The 17,441-nt window shown below is 54.2% G+C and carries 15 protein-coding genes; 3 read left to right on the top strand and 12 right to left on the bottom strand.

Translation table 11 applies throughout. From position 1 onward, the window contains the following. Nucleotides 1-25: 25 nt before the first annotated feature. Nucleotides 26-889 carry a 16S rRNA (cytidine(1402)-2'-O)-methyltransferase gene (rsmI, locus tag AC6EMZ_RS11815; protein ID WP_498402686.1) on the top strand — a complete coding sequence of 288 codons (864 nt, stop codon included), beginning with the start codon at nt 26-28 and terminating at the stop codon, nt 887-889. Nucleotides 890-920: 31 nt separating this feature from the next. Here the strand turns inward: rsmI and AC6EMZ_RS11810 are convergent, their stop codons facing one another. From AC6EMZ_RS11810 to kbaZ, 11 genes are all read right to left on the bottom strand, one after another. Further along, complete coding sequence (locus tag AC6EMZ_RS11810) at nt 921-2,810, bottom strand: alpha-galactosidase (RefSeq protein ID WP_498402685.1); 1,890 nt, start codon at nt 2,808-2,810, stop codon at nt 921-923. Between the two features lie 14 nt (nt 2,811-2,824). Beyond that, nucleotides 2,825-3,997 (bottom strand): MalY/PatB family protein, encoded by a 1,173-nt coding sequence (locus AC6EMZ_RS11805; protein WP_498402684.1) that lies wholly within the window; start codon nt 3,995-3,997, stop codon nt 2,825-2,827. Between the two features lie 12 nt (nt 3,998-4,009). After that, nucleotides 4,010-5,581, bottom strand: coding sequence for a maltose/glucose-specific PTS transporter subunit IIBC (gene malX, locus AC6EMZ_RS11800; protein ID WP_498402683.1), 1,572 nt, complete (start codon nt 5,579-5,581; stop codon nt 4,010-4,012). Nucleotides 5,582-5,698: 117 nt separating this feature from the next. Next, nucleotides 5,699-6,571, bottom strand: coding sequence for a tagatose-bisphosphate aldolase subunit KbaY (gene kbaY, locus AC6EMZ_RS11795; RefSeq protein WP_498402682.1), 873 nt, complete (start codon nt 6,569-6,571; stop codon nt 5,699-5,701). A gap of 12 nt (nt 6,572-6,583) precedes the next feature. Continuing rightward, nucleotides 6,584-7,738, bottom strand: coding sequence for an AgaS family sugar isomerase (locus AC6EMZ_RS11790; RefSeq protein WP_498402681.1), 1,155 nt, complete (start codon nt 7,736-7,738; stop codon nt 6,584-6,586). Between the two features lie 243 nt (nt 7,739-7,981). After that, nucleotides 7,982-9,115 (bottom strand): N-acetylglucosamine-6-phosphate deacetylase, encoded by a 1,134-nt coding sequence (nagA, locus tag AC6EMZ_RS11785; RefSeq protein WP_498402680.1) that lies wholly within the window; start codon nt 9,113-9,115, stop codon nt 7,982-7,984. Continuing rightward, complete coding sequence (gene agaF, locus AC6EMZ_RS11780; RefSeq protein ID WP_498402678.1) at nt 9,112-9,546, bottom strand: PTS galactosamine/N-acetylgalactosamine transporter subunit IIA; 435 nt, start codon at nt 9,544-9,546, stop codon at nt 9,112-9,114. The genes nagA and agaF overlap by 4 nt, the downstream gene beginning before the upstream one ends. Before the next feature lie 15 nt (nt 9,547-9,561). Continuing rightward, nucleotides 9,562-10,440: a PTS N-acetylgalactosamine transporter subunit IID gene (gene agaE, locus AC6EMZ_RS11775; RefSeq protein ID WP_498402677.1), complete on the bottom strand. Its 879-nt coding sequence runs from the start codon at nt 10,438-10,440 to the stop codon at nt 9,562-9,564. After that, nucleotides 10,430-11,209, bottom strand: a complete 780-nt coding sequence (gene agaW, locus AC6EMZ_RS11770) for a PTS N-acetylgalactosamine transporter subunit IIC (RefSeq protein WP_498402676.1) — start codon at nt 11,207-11,209, stop codon at nt 10,430-10,432. Before agaW ends, agaE begins: the two co-directional genes overlap by 11 nt. A 10-nt stretch (nt 11,210-11,219) precedes the next feature. Then, on the bottom strand, nt 11,220-11,693 hold the full coding sequence (agaV, locus tag AC6EMZ_RS11765; protein ID WP_498402675.1) for a PTS N-acetylgalactosamine transporter subunit IIB: 474 nt from the start codon (nt 11,691-11,693) through the stop codon (nt 11,220-11,222). Between the two features lie 19 nt (nt 11,694-11,712). Continuing rightward, nucleotides 11,713-13,008 carry a tagatose-bisphosphate aldolase subunit KbaZ gene (gene kbaZ / locus AC6EMZ_RS11760; RefSeq protein WP_498402674.1) on the bottom strand — a complete coding sequence of 432 codons (1,296 nt, stop codon included), beginning with the start codon at nt 13,006-13,008 and terminating at the stop codon, nt 11,713-11,715. A gap of 250 nt (nt 13,009-13,258) precedes the next feature. Between kbaZ and AC6EMZ_RS11755 the strand changes: the two genes are divergently transcribed. Then, nucleotides 13,259-14,068 carry a DeoR family transcriptional regulator gene (locus tag AC6EMZ_RS11755; protein WP_498402672.1) on the top strand — a complete coding sequence of 270 codons (810 nt, stop codon included), beginning with the start codon at nt 13,259-13,261 and terminating at the stop codon, nt 14,066-14,068. Between the two features lie 38 nt (nt 14,069-14,106). On the opposite strand, the gene garD is transcribed toward AC6EMZ_RS11755, so the two are convergent. Continuing rightward, nucleotides 14,107-15,678 carry a galactarate dehydratase gene (gene garD / locus AC6EMZ_RS11750; protein ID WP_498402671.1) on the bottom strand — a complete coding sequence of 524 codons (1,572 nt, stop codon included), beginning with the start codon at nt 15,676-15,678 and terminating at the stop codon, nt 14,107-14,109. A gap of 415 nt (nt 15,679-16,093) precedes the next feature. Between garD and AC6EMZ_RS11745 the strand changes: the two genes are divergently transcribed. Beyond that, complete coding sequence (locus AC6EMZ_RS11745) at nt 16,094-17,428, top strand: MFS transporter (protein WP_498402670.1); 1,335 nt, start codon at nt 16,094-16,096, stop codon at nt 17,426-17,428. Nucleotides 17,429-17,441 lie beyond the last annotated feature (13 nt).

The following is a 17,441-nucleotide window of genomic DNA, read 5'->3' as shown; positions in this document are numbered from 1 at the left end:
TTAAATCGGCAATACGGACTAAACAATGAAACAACACGAATCGGCAGATAATTCTCAAGGCCAGCTTTATATTGTACCTACTCCTATCGGGAATTTGTCTGATATTACCCAACGTGCGCTCACCGTTTTACAAGCCGTTGATTTAATTGCCGCAGAAGATACTCGCCATACCGGTTTGCTGCTGCAACACTTCGCCATTAGTGCCCGTATGTTCGCCTTGCACGATCACAATGAGCAACAAAAAGCCGAAACGCTGGTGGCGAAGCTCAAAGAAGGGCAAAACATCGCGCTGGTTTCCGATGCCGGAACCCCGCTGATTAACGATCCTGGCTATCACCTGGTACGCACCTGCCGTGAAGCGGGTATCCGCGTGGTCCCGCTGCCTGGCCCGTGTGCGGCCATTGCCGCCCTGAGCGCGGCGGGTCTGCCGTCAGACCGCTTCTGTTACGAAGGTTTCCTGCCTGCTAAATCCAAAGGTCGTCGCGATACGTTGAAAGAACTCGAGGCCGAACCACGCACGCTGATTTTCTATGAGTCCACCCATCGTCTGCTCGAAAGTTTAGAAGATATGGTCACTGTGTGGGGCGAATCACGCTACGTGGTGCTGGCGCGCGAGCTCACCAAAACCTGGGAGAACATCCACGGAGCACCGGTCGGCGAGTTATTGGCGTGGGTAAAAGAAGACGAAAACCGCCGAAAAGGCGAGATGGTGCTGATCGTTGAAGGCCACAAGGCGCAGGAAGACGCGCTGCCTGCCGATGCGCTACGCACTTTGACGCTGCTACAAGCTGAACTGCCGCTGAAAAAAGCCGCCGCGTTGGCTGCGGAAATCCACGGCGTGAAAAAGAACGCGCTGTATAAGTACGCGCTGGAGCAGCAGGGAAAGTAAAAGAAGTGGCCCGAAAGCCGGGCCACTCTGTTTATTTTACCGGTGTAGCCTCAAACACCAGTGTCTCGAGCGGTTGCAGCGTGACGATCGCCGCGTCTTGATAGTTTACTGGTACGGTGGGATTACTACCGTAGACGGCTTGCAGAGTGAAGCGCGACGCTTCCCCTTTCGGTATCTCGAAGTCTTTCATCAGATTGAGGTAATAGGTTTGCGGCTTATCCGACGGGTTACGCAGGCCTAAAATTGCTTTGTCTTTGCTCCACGATGCCCAGCCGTAAACATCCAGCGCGGTTGGGTCTCCGCCCACCCAGTGCGTATCGACCAGCACGTCGGCATGTGCTCGCGACCATTTTGCTGCCCGTGCCAGCGTATCCCACTTGGCCTTGTTCAACATAGAAGGAGTGATGTAAAGCTCCTGCAACTGCGTTCCGGTGGCGAAATAGCTCCAGACCTGATCGGCAAAATCACTGTCCGTTTGCACTTTCTCCAGCCCGTAATAGGCGTTTTCGGCGCTCACAATCCCGTGATACATCAGCGAGTTCAGCGGGAACAACGGGCCTTTACGCACGATTGAGCGATAGGTTTCCGCGTCGCGGTAGGTCATCCATTGTTGCACCGGCGTGCCCGGGCCATACAGATTAATATCGTCTCCCTGCCGCCAGATGGAGTCAGCATAAAGCAGCCACGACGGACTGGCATCGGTGCCGGTGGTGAGGTTGATAAACAGATTCGGGTTGGCGCTACGCATGTCATGCAGCAGCGCAATCGAGGCGTCAAAATCAGAGGCAAACTGGCTGCCTTTGATATGCGAATTTGCATTGCCCATTCCGTCCAGCTTGAAAGAAGTGATGTGCTCATTCTTAATCAGCTTGATGATTTGTTCATGGAAGTTCTTGTAATAATTCGGCCCGGAAAGCGCCAGCTTGTCGTCAACCGTTTCGAATCCGTACTCTTTAGCATGGGAAACTCGGATATCGCGTGGCTTGTTATATCCACCCCAGGGAGAGAGCCATAGTCCAACCGAGCTGTGCAGGGCATCGGCTTTCACCTTGACCTTACCGAAGCCGTTGCTGAATGCGGGGCCAAACAGCCATCGACCGGTTCGGTCATCCCAACCGTCGTCCAGCAGGAACGCGTCCAGCTCAACACCTCGACCAGTAATGAACGCTTTATCCCACTCCGCCATGCGTCCCAGCACGTCCTGTTCGGTGTAAGGATTAAAGAAGCCAATGTCCATCCAGCTGTTGTAATGCAGATACGGTTTGTATGGACGTGGGCGCACCGCATCCACAAACTGGTTTACGCTACGACGCAGCTGATTCTGTTCGGGGAAAGTGCCGAAATAGAGGGTATAGCTTACTGGCGTCTCTGGTTGAATCGGCGTTTTCAGCTCAACGTTAAAGTTGGTGGTCGCTTCATAGGCATAGGTGTTCACTATCGGCTTACCGGGCAGCATAAAGAACGCATCGGCAATAATCGGTGAGCTATTTATCGCGCCATCAACGTAAGGTGCCTGAGCCTGTTTTTTGGTCGGGAAGAAGGTGATTTTGGCGAGGCTCCGCGCCTGGCTGATGGTGGCAATCGTATAATCAATACTGGCGTATTGGCCTTTCACCAGATTCAGCGACACGGTGACGTTAAAGTCCGGATGAGCGTAGTGAATGACGATCGCCGCATCCTTTTTTTCAACCTGTTGAATTTTAAAATCGGCCGCGTGGATTTTCGTCTCGTCCGGTAGCGTCAGGAAAAAGAGCTCCTGAGGAGATAACGCCTGTCCGGAACGTATGTCCTTCACCATTGCGGCAGCGTTAGCATCATCAAACGAAAGGGCGATCCTATCGTTGTTCAAGGCATAATTCGCCGCCAGGGCAGAGTGCGAGACGGTCAGCGCCAGCAGCGAAACGGTGAGCACTTTTTTCATTGGGTTGTTCCTCGTTAATAATGCTTCAGCATTCGGTCGATGGACTGCTCCAGCCATGCGCGCTGAGTACCAAAGTTAATCCGCAGATAGTTTTCGCCGTTTTGCACGTAGTGGCTGCCATCTTCAATCACGACGCCCGCTTGCCGGGCAAAGTGCTGCGTCAGTTCCGTTGCGCTGCGTGAATCTGCACTCACGTCAATCCAGGCAAGGTAAGACGACTCAGGGTTCATCATTTTCCAGGTCGGGAAGTGCGTCTGAATGGCATCAGCCAGGTAGCGAGCGTTGCCGCGCAGATAGCCGTTTAGCTCATCGAGCCATGACAGACCGTGCTGATAGGCGAGAATAATTCCCCACACACCAAACATATTGGGTGAGGTAATCGAGTTCTTCTCCAGCTGCTGGCGGAATCGCTGGCGCAGCGCGTCGTCGGGAATCATCGAATATGAGGTTTTCAGCCCGCCCAGGTTGAAGGCTTTATTCGGGGATGTCAGGACAATCAGGTTGTCCTGCGCCGCGCAGTCTGAGGAGAGACAGCTGACGAACTTGCCGTCCAGAATATGCTCAGCATGCACTTCATCGACCACCAGGATTGTGCCGTAACGCTTGCAGAGATCGGAGACCTGACGAATCTCTTCGGCAAGCCAGATCCTGCCGGAAGGGTTGTGTGGTGAGCAGAAAAACCACAGCTTAGGTCGATGCAATTTGAGCTGATTTTCCACCAGGTCAAAATCCAGCTGATAGCGGTTGTCTTCTACGCGCAGCGGATTTGCCAGGACTCGAACGCCCTGACGCTGGGTTGCCATCGCAAAGGGATCGTAGACCGGTGTGTTCATCATCACGCTATCGCCCGGCTCGCAAAAGGCCTGCACCGTGTAATGCAACGTGGAGACGGTGCCATAGGTCAGCGTTACCCACGATTTCTCCACACTCACTTGATGACGCTCGCGCTGGAAGGTCATGACCGCATTGTAAAACTCGTCGAAACACCAGGTGTAACCAAAGGTTCCATGCTCAACGATACGCTGAAAACCGTCGATGACCGCAGGCGGTGACTTGAAATCCATATCCGCAATCCATAGCGGAATGAAGTCCTGCGGCACGTCGCCGAAGCGCGAACAGACGAACGCGTGGTCCCATTTGCGGCATTTATCGCTTTTCCGCTCGATGATGTTGTCGAAATTAAACATACCCACTCCCGGTTAAATTAAGGCTTCGATGCCGGTTTTCACGCTCTGGACCTGCGGACCGATGATGACCTGCACGCTATGAGCATCGAGGACCACCACCGACAACGCACCGGCTTCTTTCAATGCCTGCTTGTCGAGCAAACTCATGTCTTTCACCACCAGACGCAGGCGCGTAATGCAGTTGTCGAGTGAGTCGATATTTTCCTTGCCGCCGAGTGCGCGCAGGATAAGCCCGTGATCGTATTTCGATTTACCGCGCGCCCGGGTATTGGCTTCAACCGCCTGCATCGCACCCTGTGGATCCAGCTCACGCCCCGGCGTTTTGATATCGTGCTTGAGGATGTACCAGCGAAAGACGAAGAAGTAGATAGCAAACCACGCGATACCCACCGGAATGACCAGATACCATTTGGTGGACAGACCCTGCATCACGCCGAAGATCAGCAGGTCCAGAATGCCGCCGTCGGTGTTACCAATGGTCACGCCGAGCAGCGCCATGACCAATAGCGCCAGCCCTGACATCACAATGTGGAAGGCATACAGCGCCGGAGCGATAAACAGAAACAAGAACTCGATCGGTTCAGAAATACCCGTGACCACTGAAACCAGCACGCCGGAGAGCAGCAGCCCTTTAATGACCGGGCGATTTTCCGGGCGGGCGGTGCGGTAGATTGCGTAGGCCACCGCCGGGAGGCCAAAGATAAAGGTCGGCATAAAGCCTTGCGACAGGAAAGCGGTGACGTGAGGGCTAAACGGCAGGCCAGCCTTTAGCTCCGCGTAGAAGATATTCAACGCGCCTGCGACCTCATGACCGTTAACCATTTCCATCCCGCCCGCTGGGGTGAAGCGCACCATAGCCAGCAAAATGTGGTGCAGGCCAAAGGGTTTTAGTAGTAGCACGCCGACGCCATACAGGAACGGCCCAAACACGCTGGCGCTCTGAATGAGATGGCCAATTCCGGCGATCCCCAGCGCGACGAATTTCCACAGCAAAGGGATAAACAGGCCGACTAACGAGAGCGTCAGGGCGGTAATAATCGGGACAAAGCGGATGCCGCTGAAAAAGGCGAAAGCGTCGTGGAGCACGGTGTCCTGGAAGCGCTCGTGCAGGAAATATGTAATAACCCCGACGACGATACCGCCGAGCACGCCCATTTCCAGCGTCTGGATGCCAAGTACCATTGACTGGCCTACCTGCTTCATTACCGCAGGGTCGGCAAGCTGGTGGGTGACGGTCAGGTAATAATTAATGCTCAAGTTCATCAGCATATAGCCGACGAACCCAGCGAAGGCGCCCACCGCCTTGTTCCGTTTAGCGATGCCCATTGGGATAGCCATCGCGAACATCAGCGGAAGATAGGTAAAGGCGAAACCGCCTACCATCGCAATAAAACCAAAGGTCAGCTGGGTTAACTCACCACCGAGAAAAGGGAAACTTTTGATAGCAGAAGGGCTGGTGACTGAGCTACCTACGCCCAGCAACAACCCCATAAAGGCCAAAAGGGAGACCGGGAACATAAAGGTCTTTCCCAGGCTTTGAAAAAACTCCCACGCTTTCGATTTAAACGACTTTTCCTGTGTCATGTAGGGACTCCTCGGAATCGGTATAGTAAAGGAGGGCGCGCCCATGCTTCAGGACGCGCCTTCATATTTGCGAGGCTTATAGTTATTTTTTAGTTATTGATGTAATGCGCGATGGATTCAGACTTCAGCCGTCAGCAGCAGGCGATTTGCCGACCCACAAACGGTGATTTTGCTTTTGACTACCTCTTTCATGGCGTCCATACCGACGCGCATGTAATAGCGTGGATCGTTACCTTCTGGGTTTTCGGCAAACCAGGCTTTGACTGCATCTGAGAAGGCGATTTTCAGCTCGGTCGCCACGTTCACCTTGCAAACGCCCAGCTCAATAGTGCGGCGTACATATTCATCAGGCACATCGCTCGCGCCATGCAAGACCAGCGGGATATCAACGACCGCACGTATTTCCCCTAACCGCTGGAAATCGATTTTTGGCCGTTTGGTGTAGAGTCCGTGCGCGGTACCAATCGCCACGGCAAGGCTGTCGACGCCGGTCAGTTCAACAAAGCGTTTCGCCTCCTGTGGGTCGGTCAGGAACGCGCTTTCTGCATCGACGCTCATGTCATCTTCCACGCCGCCCAGACGGCCCAGCTCGGCCTCCACGCTGCAATCATTCAGATGGCAGAAATCGACCACCGATTTCACCAGCTTTACGTTCTGCTCAAATGGGAAATGGCTACCGTCAATCATCGCGCTGCGCACGCCTGCGTTGACCTTGCGGCGAATATCGTCCAGCGATTCGTGATGATCGAGATGCAGCGCTAGCGGCATGTCATAGGTGATGGAGTAGGCATTGCACAGGGCGTAGATCTCTTCGAGCGCGATGTGCTTAAAGGTGCCCGGCGTGCCCGCGAGGATCACCGGCGATCGCATTTCGCTGCATACTTCGAGAATGGCCTGGATCGTTTCGGCGTTGTGGATGTTGAAGGCAGGCACCGCATAGCCTTTGGCCTGGGCATCCTGCAGCAGATATTTAGTGGAGATAATGCTCATGATGCGATCCTCTTAAGCCTGCCATGGATGAATAACGACGCCCTGCACCACGCGATTGACGGTGCCACTGGCGGATGGCGTGTCTGGGGTATTGCCGACGTGAAGAGACTGGGTCAGAGCAAAGATCTGGGCGTACATCAGGAAGCAGAACGCCAGTTCCACATCCATGAACGTGCGGGAAGGCGGCAGCAAAATGTGCGGACCCGCCTCGATGACGGTGTCAGTATCGGCGGCAATCGCCACCACGCGCATCGCCTGGCGATCGCGACGCAGCTCAGCCAGCAGATCGAGATCGTACTGACGGGTGTACGGGTGGCTGGAGACCAACACCACCACCAGCGTGTCGTTATCCACCAGCGATTTAGGCCCGTGACGGAAGCCGGTTGGCGAGTCGTAGAATGCGACCAACTTGCCCGCTGTGAGTTCAAGCACTTTCAGCGCCGATTCGCGCGCAACACCCTGCAAGCCTCCGCTGCCGAGATAGACGATCCGTTTCCAGGAATCAGTGCCAAACACGCCGTGGCTGAAATCACCCAGCGAAGTCAGGATCGCCTGGCAACGATCCGCCACGTCGCGAAACGTGTTGCAGCCGATCGCGTCAGGTGCAAACACCGCCAGGCAGCTCGCCATCATGGTGGTGATGCTGCTGGTCATCGCAAAACCGCGATCATGCGTTTCGGCAGGCATCAGAAGGGCAAAAGCGTTATCGCTGTCGACTGCGTTTTGGTAAAGGCTGCCCGCCTCGTTGCAGGTGATCGACAGGTGGTAGCACTCCGGCACAAACTGATTGGCCAACTCGACCGCCGCCACGCTTTCCGGGCTGTTACCCGAACGGGCGAAAGAGACCAGCAGCAGCGGATGCGCGGGGTTCAGATAATCCATTGGATTCGTGACCAGATCGGTCGTCGGTACGGCGCTGATGTTTTTCCCGGTGTGGCTTGAAAGCCATGGCGCAATGATGTCGCCAATAAAGGCAGAAGTGCCCGCGCCAGTCAGTACGATCCGCAGATCGTTTTTGCGCAGCAGAGGCGCGAGAAAGTCGTCAATGGTGAGCCGCATGCGTTCAATATTGTTGAGCGAACGGATCCAGCATTCAGGCTGCTGTCGGATCTCTTTTTCTGTCCAGGTACCGGTGGCGGCGATGGAAGGGGTGTACGTTTCTGGCATAACTCAGTCCTTAGTCGGGTGAATTCCACTTGAGACGCTGGCAAAATGTCGCTATCTTTCGTTTCGTTTCACTTTATCGCTTAAACAGTTGAATAAAATCTATATGAAAGAAATCGAAAGATCAACAAAACGAAAGGCAATAAAATGAAAATTGTGATCGTGGAAGGGAAGGTAAGGTTTAAGAAAAGGAAAAGAAAGGCCTTACGGTTTGATACCGAAGGCCAAGGGGCACATCAAAAAGGGCTAAAGGGGGAGAGCCTGGCCCTGAATCCAGATGTGCCGGAGGTGGAGCCCACCGTCCAGCGCAATAATATTGGCGAGTTTACCCGGGCGTAATGACCCTAACTGACGATCGATCCCAAGCAGGCGAGCCGGATGCAAAGAGGCCATATGGATGGCATCGGCAGGAGTGACGCCCGCATGTTCCACCATGTTCCTTACCGCAGCATCCAGCGAAAGCGTACTACCTGCCAGCCCGCCGGATGCGGTGCGGACAATGCCACTGCGCATTTCCACGTATTCCCCACACAGTGAATAGCGTCCGTCCGGCTTGCCCACAGCCTGCATCGCATCCGTTATCAGCACTAGCCGATCTTTAGCGCAACACCCGCACAGCCGCATGGCAGCTGGGTGGACGTGATGCCCGTCAGCGATCAGTTCCAGCCAGGCGCGCGGATCGGTCAATCCCGCGCCAACCATCCCCGGCTCGCGGTGATGTAAGCCGGTCATGCCGTTGTAGCAATGCACTAGTCCGTCAGCCCCTGCGTCGAAGGCCGCGCGAGTTTGTTCATACGTGGCAGCGCTATGGCCCAGCATGACCCGAATGCCCTGCTGCTTAAGGTGGCGAATGGCGGTCAGCGCGTCAGGCTTTTCCGGTGCCAGCGCCACCACGCGCAGTGTGTTTTGCGAAACCGCAATCAGAGTATTGAGTTCATCTATGTCCAGCTCGCGGAACAGTTCCGGCGGATGTGCACCTTTGTTCTGCGGCGTGAAGTATGGTCCCTCAAGATAGCTGCCTAGCACCTTTGCACCGGGGCCGCCGGAATGACAGCGCAGGGCAATACGTTCCAGCGCGCCATGAATCGCCTTCAACGGCGCGGTGACGGTAGTCGGCAGCCAGCCGCCCACCCCTTCATGCGCTTTGTGCAGGGCCAGCGTGTCGAGCACGTCCGGCGCATCGTCCATCACGTCGACACCTGCTCCACCGTGAACGTGGGTATCAATGTAGGCCGGGCAGAGCAGCTCAGCATCTCTCCCCATGATCCCCGCAGGGATAGGCTCTATCGCAGTAATAACACCGTTTTCAAGACGAAGCTGGTGGTCATCAAGCCAGCCGCTTTCGGTTAATAGTCGCCTTGCACGCAGCAGCTGGCTCATATCCCTTCCTCGACGGGACTTGCCTCCCGGCATCGCCCCAACTCGTCGACCAGACTCGTCAGGCCGCGATGGCCGCACTCCAGTGCCTGTAGCCGAAAAGCCTCGCTGGTCAAACCTTCACGCTCCATCACCATTTCCAACAGCAGCTGTAGGTTGGTACCGGTTATCACCTCCCAGCCTGGCTTTTGCATCGCCATGGTCGACGCGATACGAAACGGCGTTCCGCCCAGCAGGTCGGTCAGGAAGACGATATCTTTCGTGCCGTCGAGCGTAGTGATGGCCTGTTCCAACTGCGACGTCAGCAGCGCGGTGGTGGAGGTTTCAGGGAAATCGATAGCAACAAACTGCGTCTGCTCGCCCAATATCTGCTTCATCGCCTGTTCTAACCCGCTGGCGAAACCGCCGTGACCCGTCAAAATAATGCCTAACATCTCAACCTCGTTGCTTTACAGGAAATGACAGAATTTACCGACCACACCTAATACCACCGTGATACCGATAAGACGTAACGGACTCCAGCCACGGCGCACCAGCCAGTACATCGTTAAGGTATAGACCAGCGGCAGAAACGCGGGCATCAGCTTGTCGATAACATCGGTTTGCAGCTTCACCACGGCGTCACCGGCCGTAATTTCAAGCGTGGTATTCAGACGAACATAGGTTGCCACCAGTGCACCAATCACCGTCATCCCGACGATCGACGCCGCGTGTCCGACCTTTTTGGTGTTGGCTTTGATCAGCGGAATAGCGGCGACACCCATGCGATAGGCATAATGCGCCAGGCCAAAACGTAGCCCCAGATGCACCACGTTAAACATCACGATAAACACCACCGCACCGAGGATTGAGCCTTGCAGCGCCAGGCTTGCGCCAATCCCCCCGCATATCGGTAGTAACGTCAGCCAGAACATCGCATCGCCAATCCCACCCAGCGGCGCACCCACGGCAATCTTGGTGCTTTGAATACTGTTCACATCCTGCTTTGAGCGTTCCATTGCCAGGATAATGCCGATCACAAACGTCACCAGGAACGGGTGGGTATTGAAGAACCCCATATGGCCCTTCATGGCGCGCGCCAGATCGCGTTTATTGGTGTGGATCTTTTTCAGCGCGGGCAGCAGGCCGTACAGCCAGCCGGATGCTTGCATACGTTCATAGTTAAATGACGCCTGCAAAAGCATCGAACGCCAGGCCACGCGATTGATATCTTTTTTGGTCAGTTCCGCGCCGATAGTCTGGTCTTCATAGATATTTTCGTTAACGCCGGACAGCAGCGTCTCTTCGGTCTCGGAGACGGTCGGCAGGGTGGTTTGATTAGATGCCATCTTCGAATTCCTCTTTCTGAGCAACTGGAGCAGTCGGTTCCGGTGTTTTACGGACAAAGTCGATCAGCGCCATCGCCAGTGCTGCTGCGGCGATAGCCAGTACTGGCAGCTTGAGCCAGGCGGCGGCGACAAAACCGAGGATGAAGTACGGGATGTAGACGTTTTTCATCATGATTTTTAGCAGTACGGCAAAGCCGATAGCTGGCATGATGCCGCCCGCGACGCCGAGACCGTCAATCAGCCGGGCTGGCAGTACGTCAATCGCGGTTTTCGCATGCTCTGCGCCGAAGTAAATGGGCAGAAACGCGCAGAGGAAATAGAAGACCCCAAGTGCCAGCAGCGCCAGATAATTCACCCGCTCGATTCCGTCGGTGTCGGCATTCGCCGCCATCCGATCGCAACGCGCCATCACGCCGGACATCACGGAGAACAGGAAGGTAATCCCCATCTGAACCGCCACGGCAAACGGCACGGCCACGCCAACGGCGACTTCAGGTTTCACCCCAGTTGTGATCGCAAAGGTGGTGCCGACAATCGTACCGATAATCACGTTTGGTGGCTGCGCACCGGCCAGCGGGGCCAGACCCATCCACACCAGCTCCAGCGTACCGCCAGTCAAAATGCCCGTATGCAAATCACCCAGAATCAGGCCAACCAGCGGCCCCAGCACCACTGGGCGGTGCATGTGCGTTAATCCGTTGAACATATCCAGGCCCGCGATAAAGGCAAGAATGCCCAACGCAAAAGCCTGTAAAAGACTGATTTCCATTGTGAATCCCTCAGAGTAGTTTAAAGAGATCCAAAGCGGGTTCTGTTGGGACGCCTTGAACGAAGCATTCAACGCCAGCGGCTTTCAGGCCGTTAAACGCCGCAATATCGTTAGCATCGACAGAGACCGTTTTGGCAATGTGTTGTTTACCATTGGCGTAGTGCATGTTTCCTACGTTGATCCGAGTGACGGGCACCCCGCCATCAACCAGCTTGAGAAAATCTGCTGGCGACTTACAGACCAGCAGGATTTTTTGCCGATCGGCGGCGCGTTGAATGCTGTCGATCACTTTTTGCAGCGGCCAGAAGCGCACGGCGATTCCTTCTGCCAATACCATTTCCATCAGGTTTTGCTGAACCGGGTCTTCGGCCACCTCATCGTTAGCTACCAGCACCAGATTTGCCCCCGCAAACCCGACCCACTGCACGCCTACCTGGCCGTGAATCAAACGTTCGTCAATACGGCTTAAGACGATGTTGGGCATAGCGTTTTCCTTCTTATTGTTATGCGTTATGAGTCGGAATGCCCTGACAGGCGTTGTGGTAGTGACGGAGTATGTCCTGAATGTGGTCAAGAATGAGTTCTCGTGGCGTCGCGTTGAGAGCGCCCTCGCGAACTTTTACGTACTGTAATGGTAGATATTGGCTAATCAGCGGCAGCGGAATGGGCTCCTCCGCGAGGTTGCGCACCAGCCTTTCGAATGCGTCATCAATTTGACTGTCCGGCCAGTAATAGCGTACGCGGTCTGAATAGCTATAACCTCGGGCCAGCCGACGTGCATTGCCATCGCCGTGGTAGTGGCTCTGCCAATATTCCGGGCGGTCCAGCATGACGCTTTCCAGCACCTGACGTAGCCCAGAAGTGGCTTTGACAGGGAGCAACTCTTCTTCAATAGCGGACAGCGAAAATAGCGCTTCGCGCAGGGCAAAGGTCAGTGCCGGACCGACTTTCAAAATAGCAAAGTGATCTTTCACTAGTTGACGCAGCGACTGCGGCGTCTGGTAATCGGTGGAGTGCGCTTCAAACAGCAGCGTGTCATAGGCTTCAACCATTTTGCTGAGCGCGGCGGCTTTCTCCGAACGATAATCAATGACGTGCGTGTGATCGAATTCGACGCCGGGCTGTACCACCAGCCCAATAATGCGCGGCCAGATATCACTCAACCCCTCTTTTTCGAAGGCGTGACGATGGGCCTCCAGCGTGGCGCGTGCGGCTTCCGGCGTGGTGACCTCCAGTTCGGTCAGCGTTTCGTGCGCCCCGCCAGGGACGGGGACTTCCGTGCCGATGATGTACACCAGCTCGGCGGTGCCGAAATTTTCGAGGCTAGTCTCTTCAGCGATCTTCGCCAGACGCGCGGCGCGCTCTGCCACAATTTCGTCGGTTAACGGTACCGGATCGTCCTCACACGACATGCTGCAATCGAGATGGATCTTTTTAAAACCGGCAGCAACGTAGCTTTTAATTAACTCATCCGCATTGGCCATAGCTTCAGAGGCAGAAAGGTTTTGCCAACGGTTAGGGCCGAGATGATCGCCGCCTAAGATGATTTGCGACTGCGGAAAACCAAACGAGTCGGCAAGCCGGTAGACGAAGCCGCGAAAGTCAGCTGGCGTCATACCGGTATAACCGCCGAATTGATCCACCTGGTTGGAGGTGGCTTCAATCAGCACCGGCGTATGGTTTGCCTGTGCATATCGAATAGCGGCTTCAAGTACCAGCGGATGCGCGGAACACACGGCATAGATCCCGTTTGTATTTCCCTGTTTATGCTGCTCCACCATGTCTGTCAGATGTTTCACTTTCCTCTCCATTTCGGATGGTGATGATACTTATCTTTCGTTTTGTTTCATTTAATCCTGCATTATGGTGATGTAAAAATAAAACGAAAGATAATAGTTTTCCGATCTGTTTCACAAAAGAAACATAATGAAAGATTTCAGCTAAACTCATCAGCCGTGTATCCAGGTTAACAGGGGTTGCTTTCTGATAAAGGAAAGGAGTTAATAGGCAAATCGAAATGAAACGAAAGATTTGAACAAAGGATTTACTATGAGTAGCACCGATTCTTCCGCTGAAAAGCGCATGACCGGCACCAGCGAAAGACGCGAGCAGATTATCCAACGCTTGCGACAGCAGGGTAGCGTGCAGGTCAACGATCTTTCTCTTCTGTTCGGCGTTTCTACTGTGACGATTCGCAACGATTTAGCTTTTCTTGAAAAACAGGGGCTCGCTGTGCGTGCCTATGGCGGGGCGCTGATTTGTGACGGACCTGGTCTGGGAACCGAACCGTCTGTGGAAGATAAAAGTTCGCTCAATACGGCGGTTAAACGCAGTATTGCCCAGGTGGCAGCGGATCTGATTAAACCTGGGCACAGGGTTATTCTCGACTCTGGCACCACGACGTTTGAAATTGCTCGTATGCTGCGCCAGCACACGGATGTGATTGCCATGACCAACGGCATGAATGTGGCAAATGCACTGCTGGAAGCAGAAGGCGTGGAGTTGCTGATGACCGGCGGCCACCTGCGTCGTCAGTCTCAATCGTTTTATGGCGATCAGGCCGAACAATCGTTACAGAACTACCATTTCGACCTGCTTTTTCTGGGAGTCGATGCCATCGATCTGGACAGAGGCGTAAGCACCCATAATGAAGACGAAGCGCGTCTTAATCGAAAGATGTGTGAAGTGGCAGAACGAATTATCGTGGTGACCGACTCCAGCAAGTTCAACCGTTCCAGCCTGCACAAGATAATCGATACCCATCGGATCGATGTGATTATTGTCGATGAAGGTATTCCGCAAGACAGTCTGGAAGGGCTGCGTAAGAACGGGATTGAAGTCATTCTGGTGAAAGGCTGAAAAAAAGGCCCTCTATCAGAAGAGGGCCATGCTGCAAATCACGTTACCGGCGCCGGGTTAAATACCGCCAGCTGGTTATGTAATCCCCATTGGTCAGAGAAGGTTTTTTTACGACCGCTCGCCACGTCCAGAATAAAGTGGAACAGCTTCCAGCCCACGTCCTCGATGCTTTCTTCGCCAGTGGCAATCGTCCCGGCGTTGATATCCATTAGGTCGTACCAACGGTTTGCCAGCTCGGTGCGGGTCGCCATTTTAATGACTGGCACCGCCATCAGGCCGTATGGCGTACCGCGCCCGGTGGTAAACACCTGCACGGTAATACCGGATGCTACCTGCTGCGTACCGCAGACAAAATCGCTCGCAGGCGTTGCAGCATAAATAAGCCCGCGTTTGGTCGGACGCTGACCAGGGGAAAGCACTTCGACAATGGCGCTCTGGCCGGATTTGGCAATCGAACCGAGCGCTTTCTCGACCACGTTCGCCAGGCCGCCTTTCTTGTTACCCGGCGATGGGTTCGCGCTGCGGTCGGTCTGACCCATTTCGAGATAGTTATCATACCAGGCCATCTCTTCCAGCAGGCGCTTGCCAACGTCTTCATTGATGGCGCGCGGTGTGAGCAGGTGAATGGCATCACGTACTTCGGTCACTTCCGAGAACATCACCGTGGCACCGCAGCGTACAAACAGGTCCGACGCGTAACCAACCGCCGGATTAGCCGTCACGCCGGAGAACGCATCGCTGCCGCCACACTGCGTGCCGACAACCAGATCCGAGGCCGGGCAGGTTTCGCGCTGGCGCATATTCAGTTTTACCAGATGGCGAACCGCCACCTGAAGAATATCGTCCACCATCGATTTAAAGCCAACGTGATGCTCATCCTGCAAACGCACAATACTGGCGTCCTCTACCGCAATGGCTTTCACATCTTCTGTGCCCTGCAACAGACGTTCCGGCTGGAGCTTCTCGCAGCCCAGACCAATCACCATCACCTCACCCCCAAAGTTTGGGTTGAGCGAAATATTGTGGATGGTACGAATCGGCACCACGGCTGCTGGAGCATTGATCGCCACGCCGCAGCCGTACAGATGGTTCAGGCCCACCACGCCGTCAACGTTCGGGTATTTTGGCAGCAGATCGCGTTCGATGATTTTCACCACGTAATCCACCACGCCCGCCACGCAGTGGACGCTGGTGGTGATACCGAGCAAATTCTTGGTCCCCACGCTGCCGTCTGCGTTGCGGTAGCCTTCAAAGGTGTAACCTTCCAGCGGCGGCAGGGGTTCCGGCACCCGGGTTGCCAGCGGCAGGGTGTTCAACGGCGGAGCTTTTGGCAGCTCTACCAGCGACTCGTCAATCCAGCTGCCCTGGGGAATGGCACGTACCGCGTAGCCGATGATTTCACCGTAGCGGACGATTTCGCCATGCGCGGGAATGTCGACCAGCGCGACTTTATGTCCCTGGGGAATATGTTCAATTAGCTCAAGGCCATCAGGGAAACGTGTTCCTGCTTTCAGGCCATTGTCATTGACAATAATCGCCACATTATCAGTGTCGTGTACTTTTATATAGAACGCCGTCGGCGATGCTTGTCGAATTTCGATGTCGGCCATTGCTCAGTATTCTCCAGCAAATATGTAGATATTAAATGCAGTTAAGAGTGTGTTTATTTTCTTATTATCAGAAATAAAGACGCTGCCTTCTTTAATAAAGAATGTCAGGAGTTTTGCGATAAAAATGTGATCGAGATCACTCATCAATGCGAGAGAGGACGCTGGCTGTAGGGGAATGCGTAAATCTGTGCATCAGCGCCCAGGGTGTTGTGCATATGCTCAAAATATTGTTCCTGTTTATGCCGATAATTGAGCGATGCGACAATGTGCAGGTTCGGGTAGATGTTTATACTTACTCTCGATTTCATTGCATCTGGTTAATTAACCGATATTGCCTGCTATCAATAATAATCAGTAAGAGACTTCCCAAAAAAATAATAAAAATACCTGGATCGATGTACCTGAGGAAATAAACATGTCAGTCGAAACTGCCGTACAAACGAAAAAGGGTATTCATACCCGCCATTTAATATTACTGATTATCTTTATTGTTACCGCGGTGAACTACGCTGACCGCGCGACGCTTTCTATTGCCGGGACAGAAGTGGCAAAAGAGTTGCAGTTAAGTGCAGTGTCGATGGGTTACATCTTCTCTGCGTTTGGCTGGGCTTATCTGCTGATGCAGATCCCTGGTGGCTGGCTGCTGGATAAGTTTGGTTCTAAGAAGGTTTACACCTATAGCCTGTTCTTCTGGTCGCTGTTCACCTTCTTACAGGGTTTCGTTGATGTCTTCCCGCTGGCGTGGGCAGGTATCTCGATGTTTATCATGCGCTTTATGCTCGGTTTCTCCGAAGCGCCGTCCTTCCCGGCCAACGCCCGTATCGTGGCGGCCTGGTTCCCGACCAAAGAGCGTGGTACGGCATCCGCCATTTTTAACTCTGCACAGTATTTCTCGCTGGCGCTGTTCTCGCCGCTGCTGGGTTGGTTGACCTTCGCGTGGGGCTGGGAACATGTCTTTACCGTGATGGGCGTGATTGGCTTTGTGCTGACCGGGATGTGGGTCAAGTTTATCCATAACCCTACCGATCACCCACGTATGTCTGCTGAAGAGCTGAAGTTTATCTCTGACGGTGGTGCGGTGGTCGACATGGATCACAAAAAGCCGGGCGATAAAGCCGCGAGCGGTCCTAAACTCCACTACATCAAACAGTTGTTGACCAACCGCATGATGCTGGGCGTCTTTTTTGGTCAATACTTTATCAACACGATTACCTGGTTCTTCCTGACCTGGTTCCCGATTTACCTGGTGCAGGAAAAGGGAATGTCGATTCTGAAAGTGGGCCTCGTGGCCTCCATCCCGGCGCTGTGTGGCTTTGCAGGCGGCGTGTTGGGTGGTGTGTTCTCGGACCATCTGATCAAGAGCGGTAAGTCGATTACCCTGGCGCGTAAGCTGCCGATTGTGCTGGGAATGCTGCTGGCTTCCACCATTATTCTGTGTAACTACACCGATAACACGGTGCTGGTCATCGCACTGATGGCGCTGGCGTTCTTCGGTAAAGGGTTTGGTGCGCTGGGTTGGCCGGTGATTTCCGATACCGCGCCAAAAGAGATTGTTGGCCTGTGCGGTGGTGTGTTTAACGTCTTCGGCAACGTGGCGTCGATTGTCACTCCGCTGGTGATTGGCTACCTGGTGAGCGAGCTGCATTCGTTCAACACCGCGCTGGTATTCGTTGGCTGTTCAGCCCTGATGGCGATGTTCTGCTACCTGTTCGTGGTCGGCGACATCAAACGTATGGAATTGCAGAAATAAGCGAAGGTATAAG

Source organism: Enterobacter sp. SCRI0065 (genome assembly GCF_059766475.1).
This window is presented reverse-complemented; position numbering and strand designations above follow the sequence as displayed.

Coding starts and splice junctions, on each gene's coding strand:
- agaV (WP_498402675.1), bottom strand. CDS start 11,693: ATGCCCAACATCGTCTTAAGCCGTATTGACGAACGTTTGATTCACGGC.
- rsmI (WP_498402686.1), top strand. CDS start 26: ATGAAACAACACGAATCGGCAGATAATTCTCAAGGCCAGCTTTATATT.
- agaW (WP_498402676.1), bottom strand. CDS start 11,209: ATGGAAATCAGTCTTTTACAGGCTTTTGCGTTGGGCATTCTTGCCTTT.
- agaE (WP_498402677.1), bottom strand. CDS start 10,440: ATGGCATCTAATCAAACCACCCTGCCGACCGTCTCCGAGACCGAAGAG.
- garD (WP_498402671.1), bottom strand. CDS start 15,678: ATGGCCGACATCGAAATTCGACAAGCATCGCCGACGGCGTTCTATATA.
- AC6EMZ_RS11755 (WP_498402672.1), top strand. CDS start 13,259: ATGAGTAGCACCGATTCTTCCGCTGAAAAGCGCATGACCGGCACCAGC.
- AC6EMZ_RS11805 (WP_498402684.1), bottom strand. CDS start 3,997: ATGTTTAATTTCGACAACATCATCGAGCGGAAAAGCGATAAATGCCGC.
- kbaY (WP_498402682.1), bottom strand. CDS start 6,571: ATGAGCATTATCTCCACTAAATATCTGCTGCAGGATGCCCAGGCCAAA.
- nagA (WP_498402680.1), bottom strand. CDS start 9,115: ATGAGCCAGCTGCTGCGTGCAAGGCGACTATTAACCGAAAGCGGCTGG.
- AC6EMZ_RS11790 (WP_498402681.1), bottom strand. CDS start 7,738: ATGCCAGAAACGTACACCCCTTCCATCGCCGCCACCGGTACCTGGACA.
- AC6EMZ_RS11745 (WP_498402670.1), top strand. CDS start 16,094: ATGTCAGTCGAAACTGCCGTACAAACGAAAAAGGGTATTCATACCCGC.
- AC6EMZ_RS11810 (WP_498402685.1), bottom strand. CDS start 2,810: ATGAAAAAAGTGCTCACCGTTTCGCTGCTGGCGCTGACCGTCTCGCAC.
- agaF (WP_498402678.1), bottom strand. CDS start 9,546: ATGTTAGGCATTATTTTGACGGGTCACGGCGGTTTCGCCAGCGGGTTA.
- malX (WP_498402683.1), bottom strand. CDS start 5,581: ATGACACAGGAAAAGTCGTTTAAATCGAAAGCGTGGGAGTTTTTTCAA.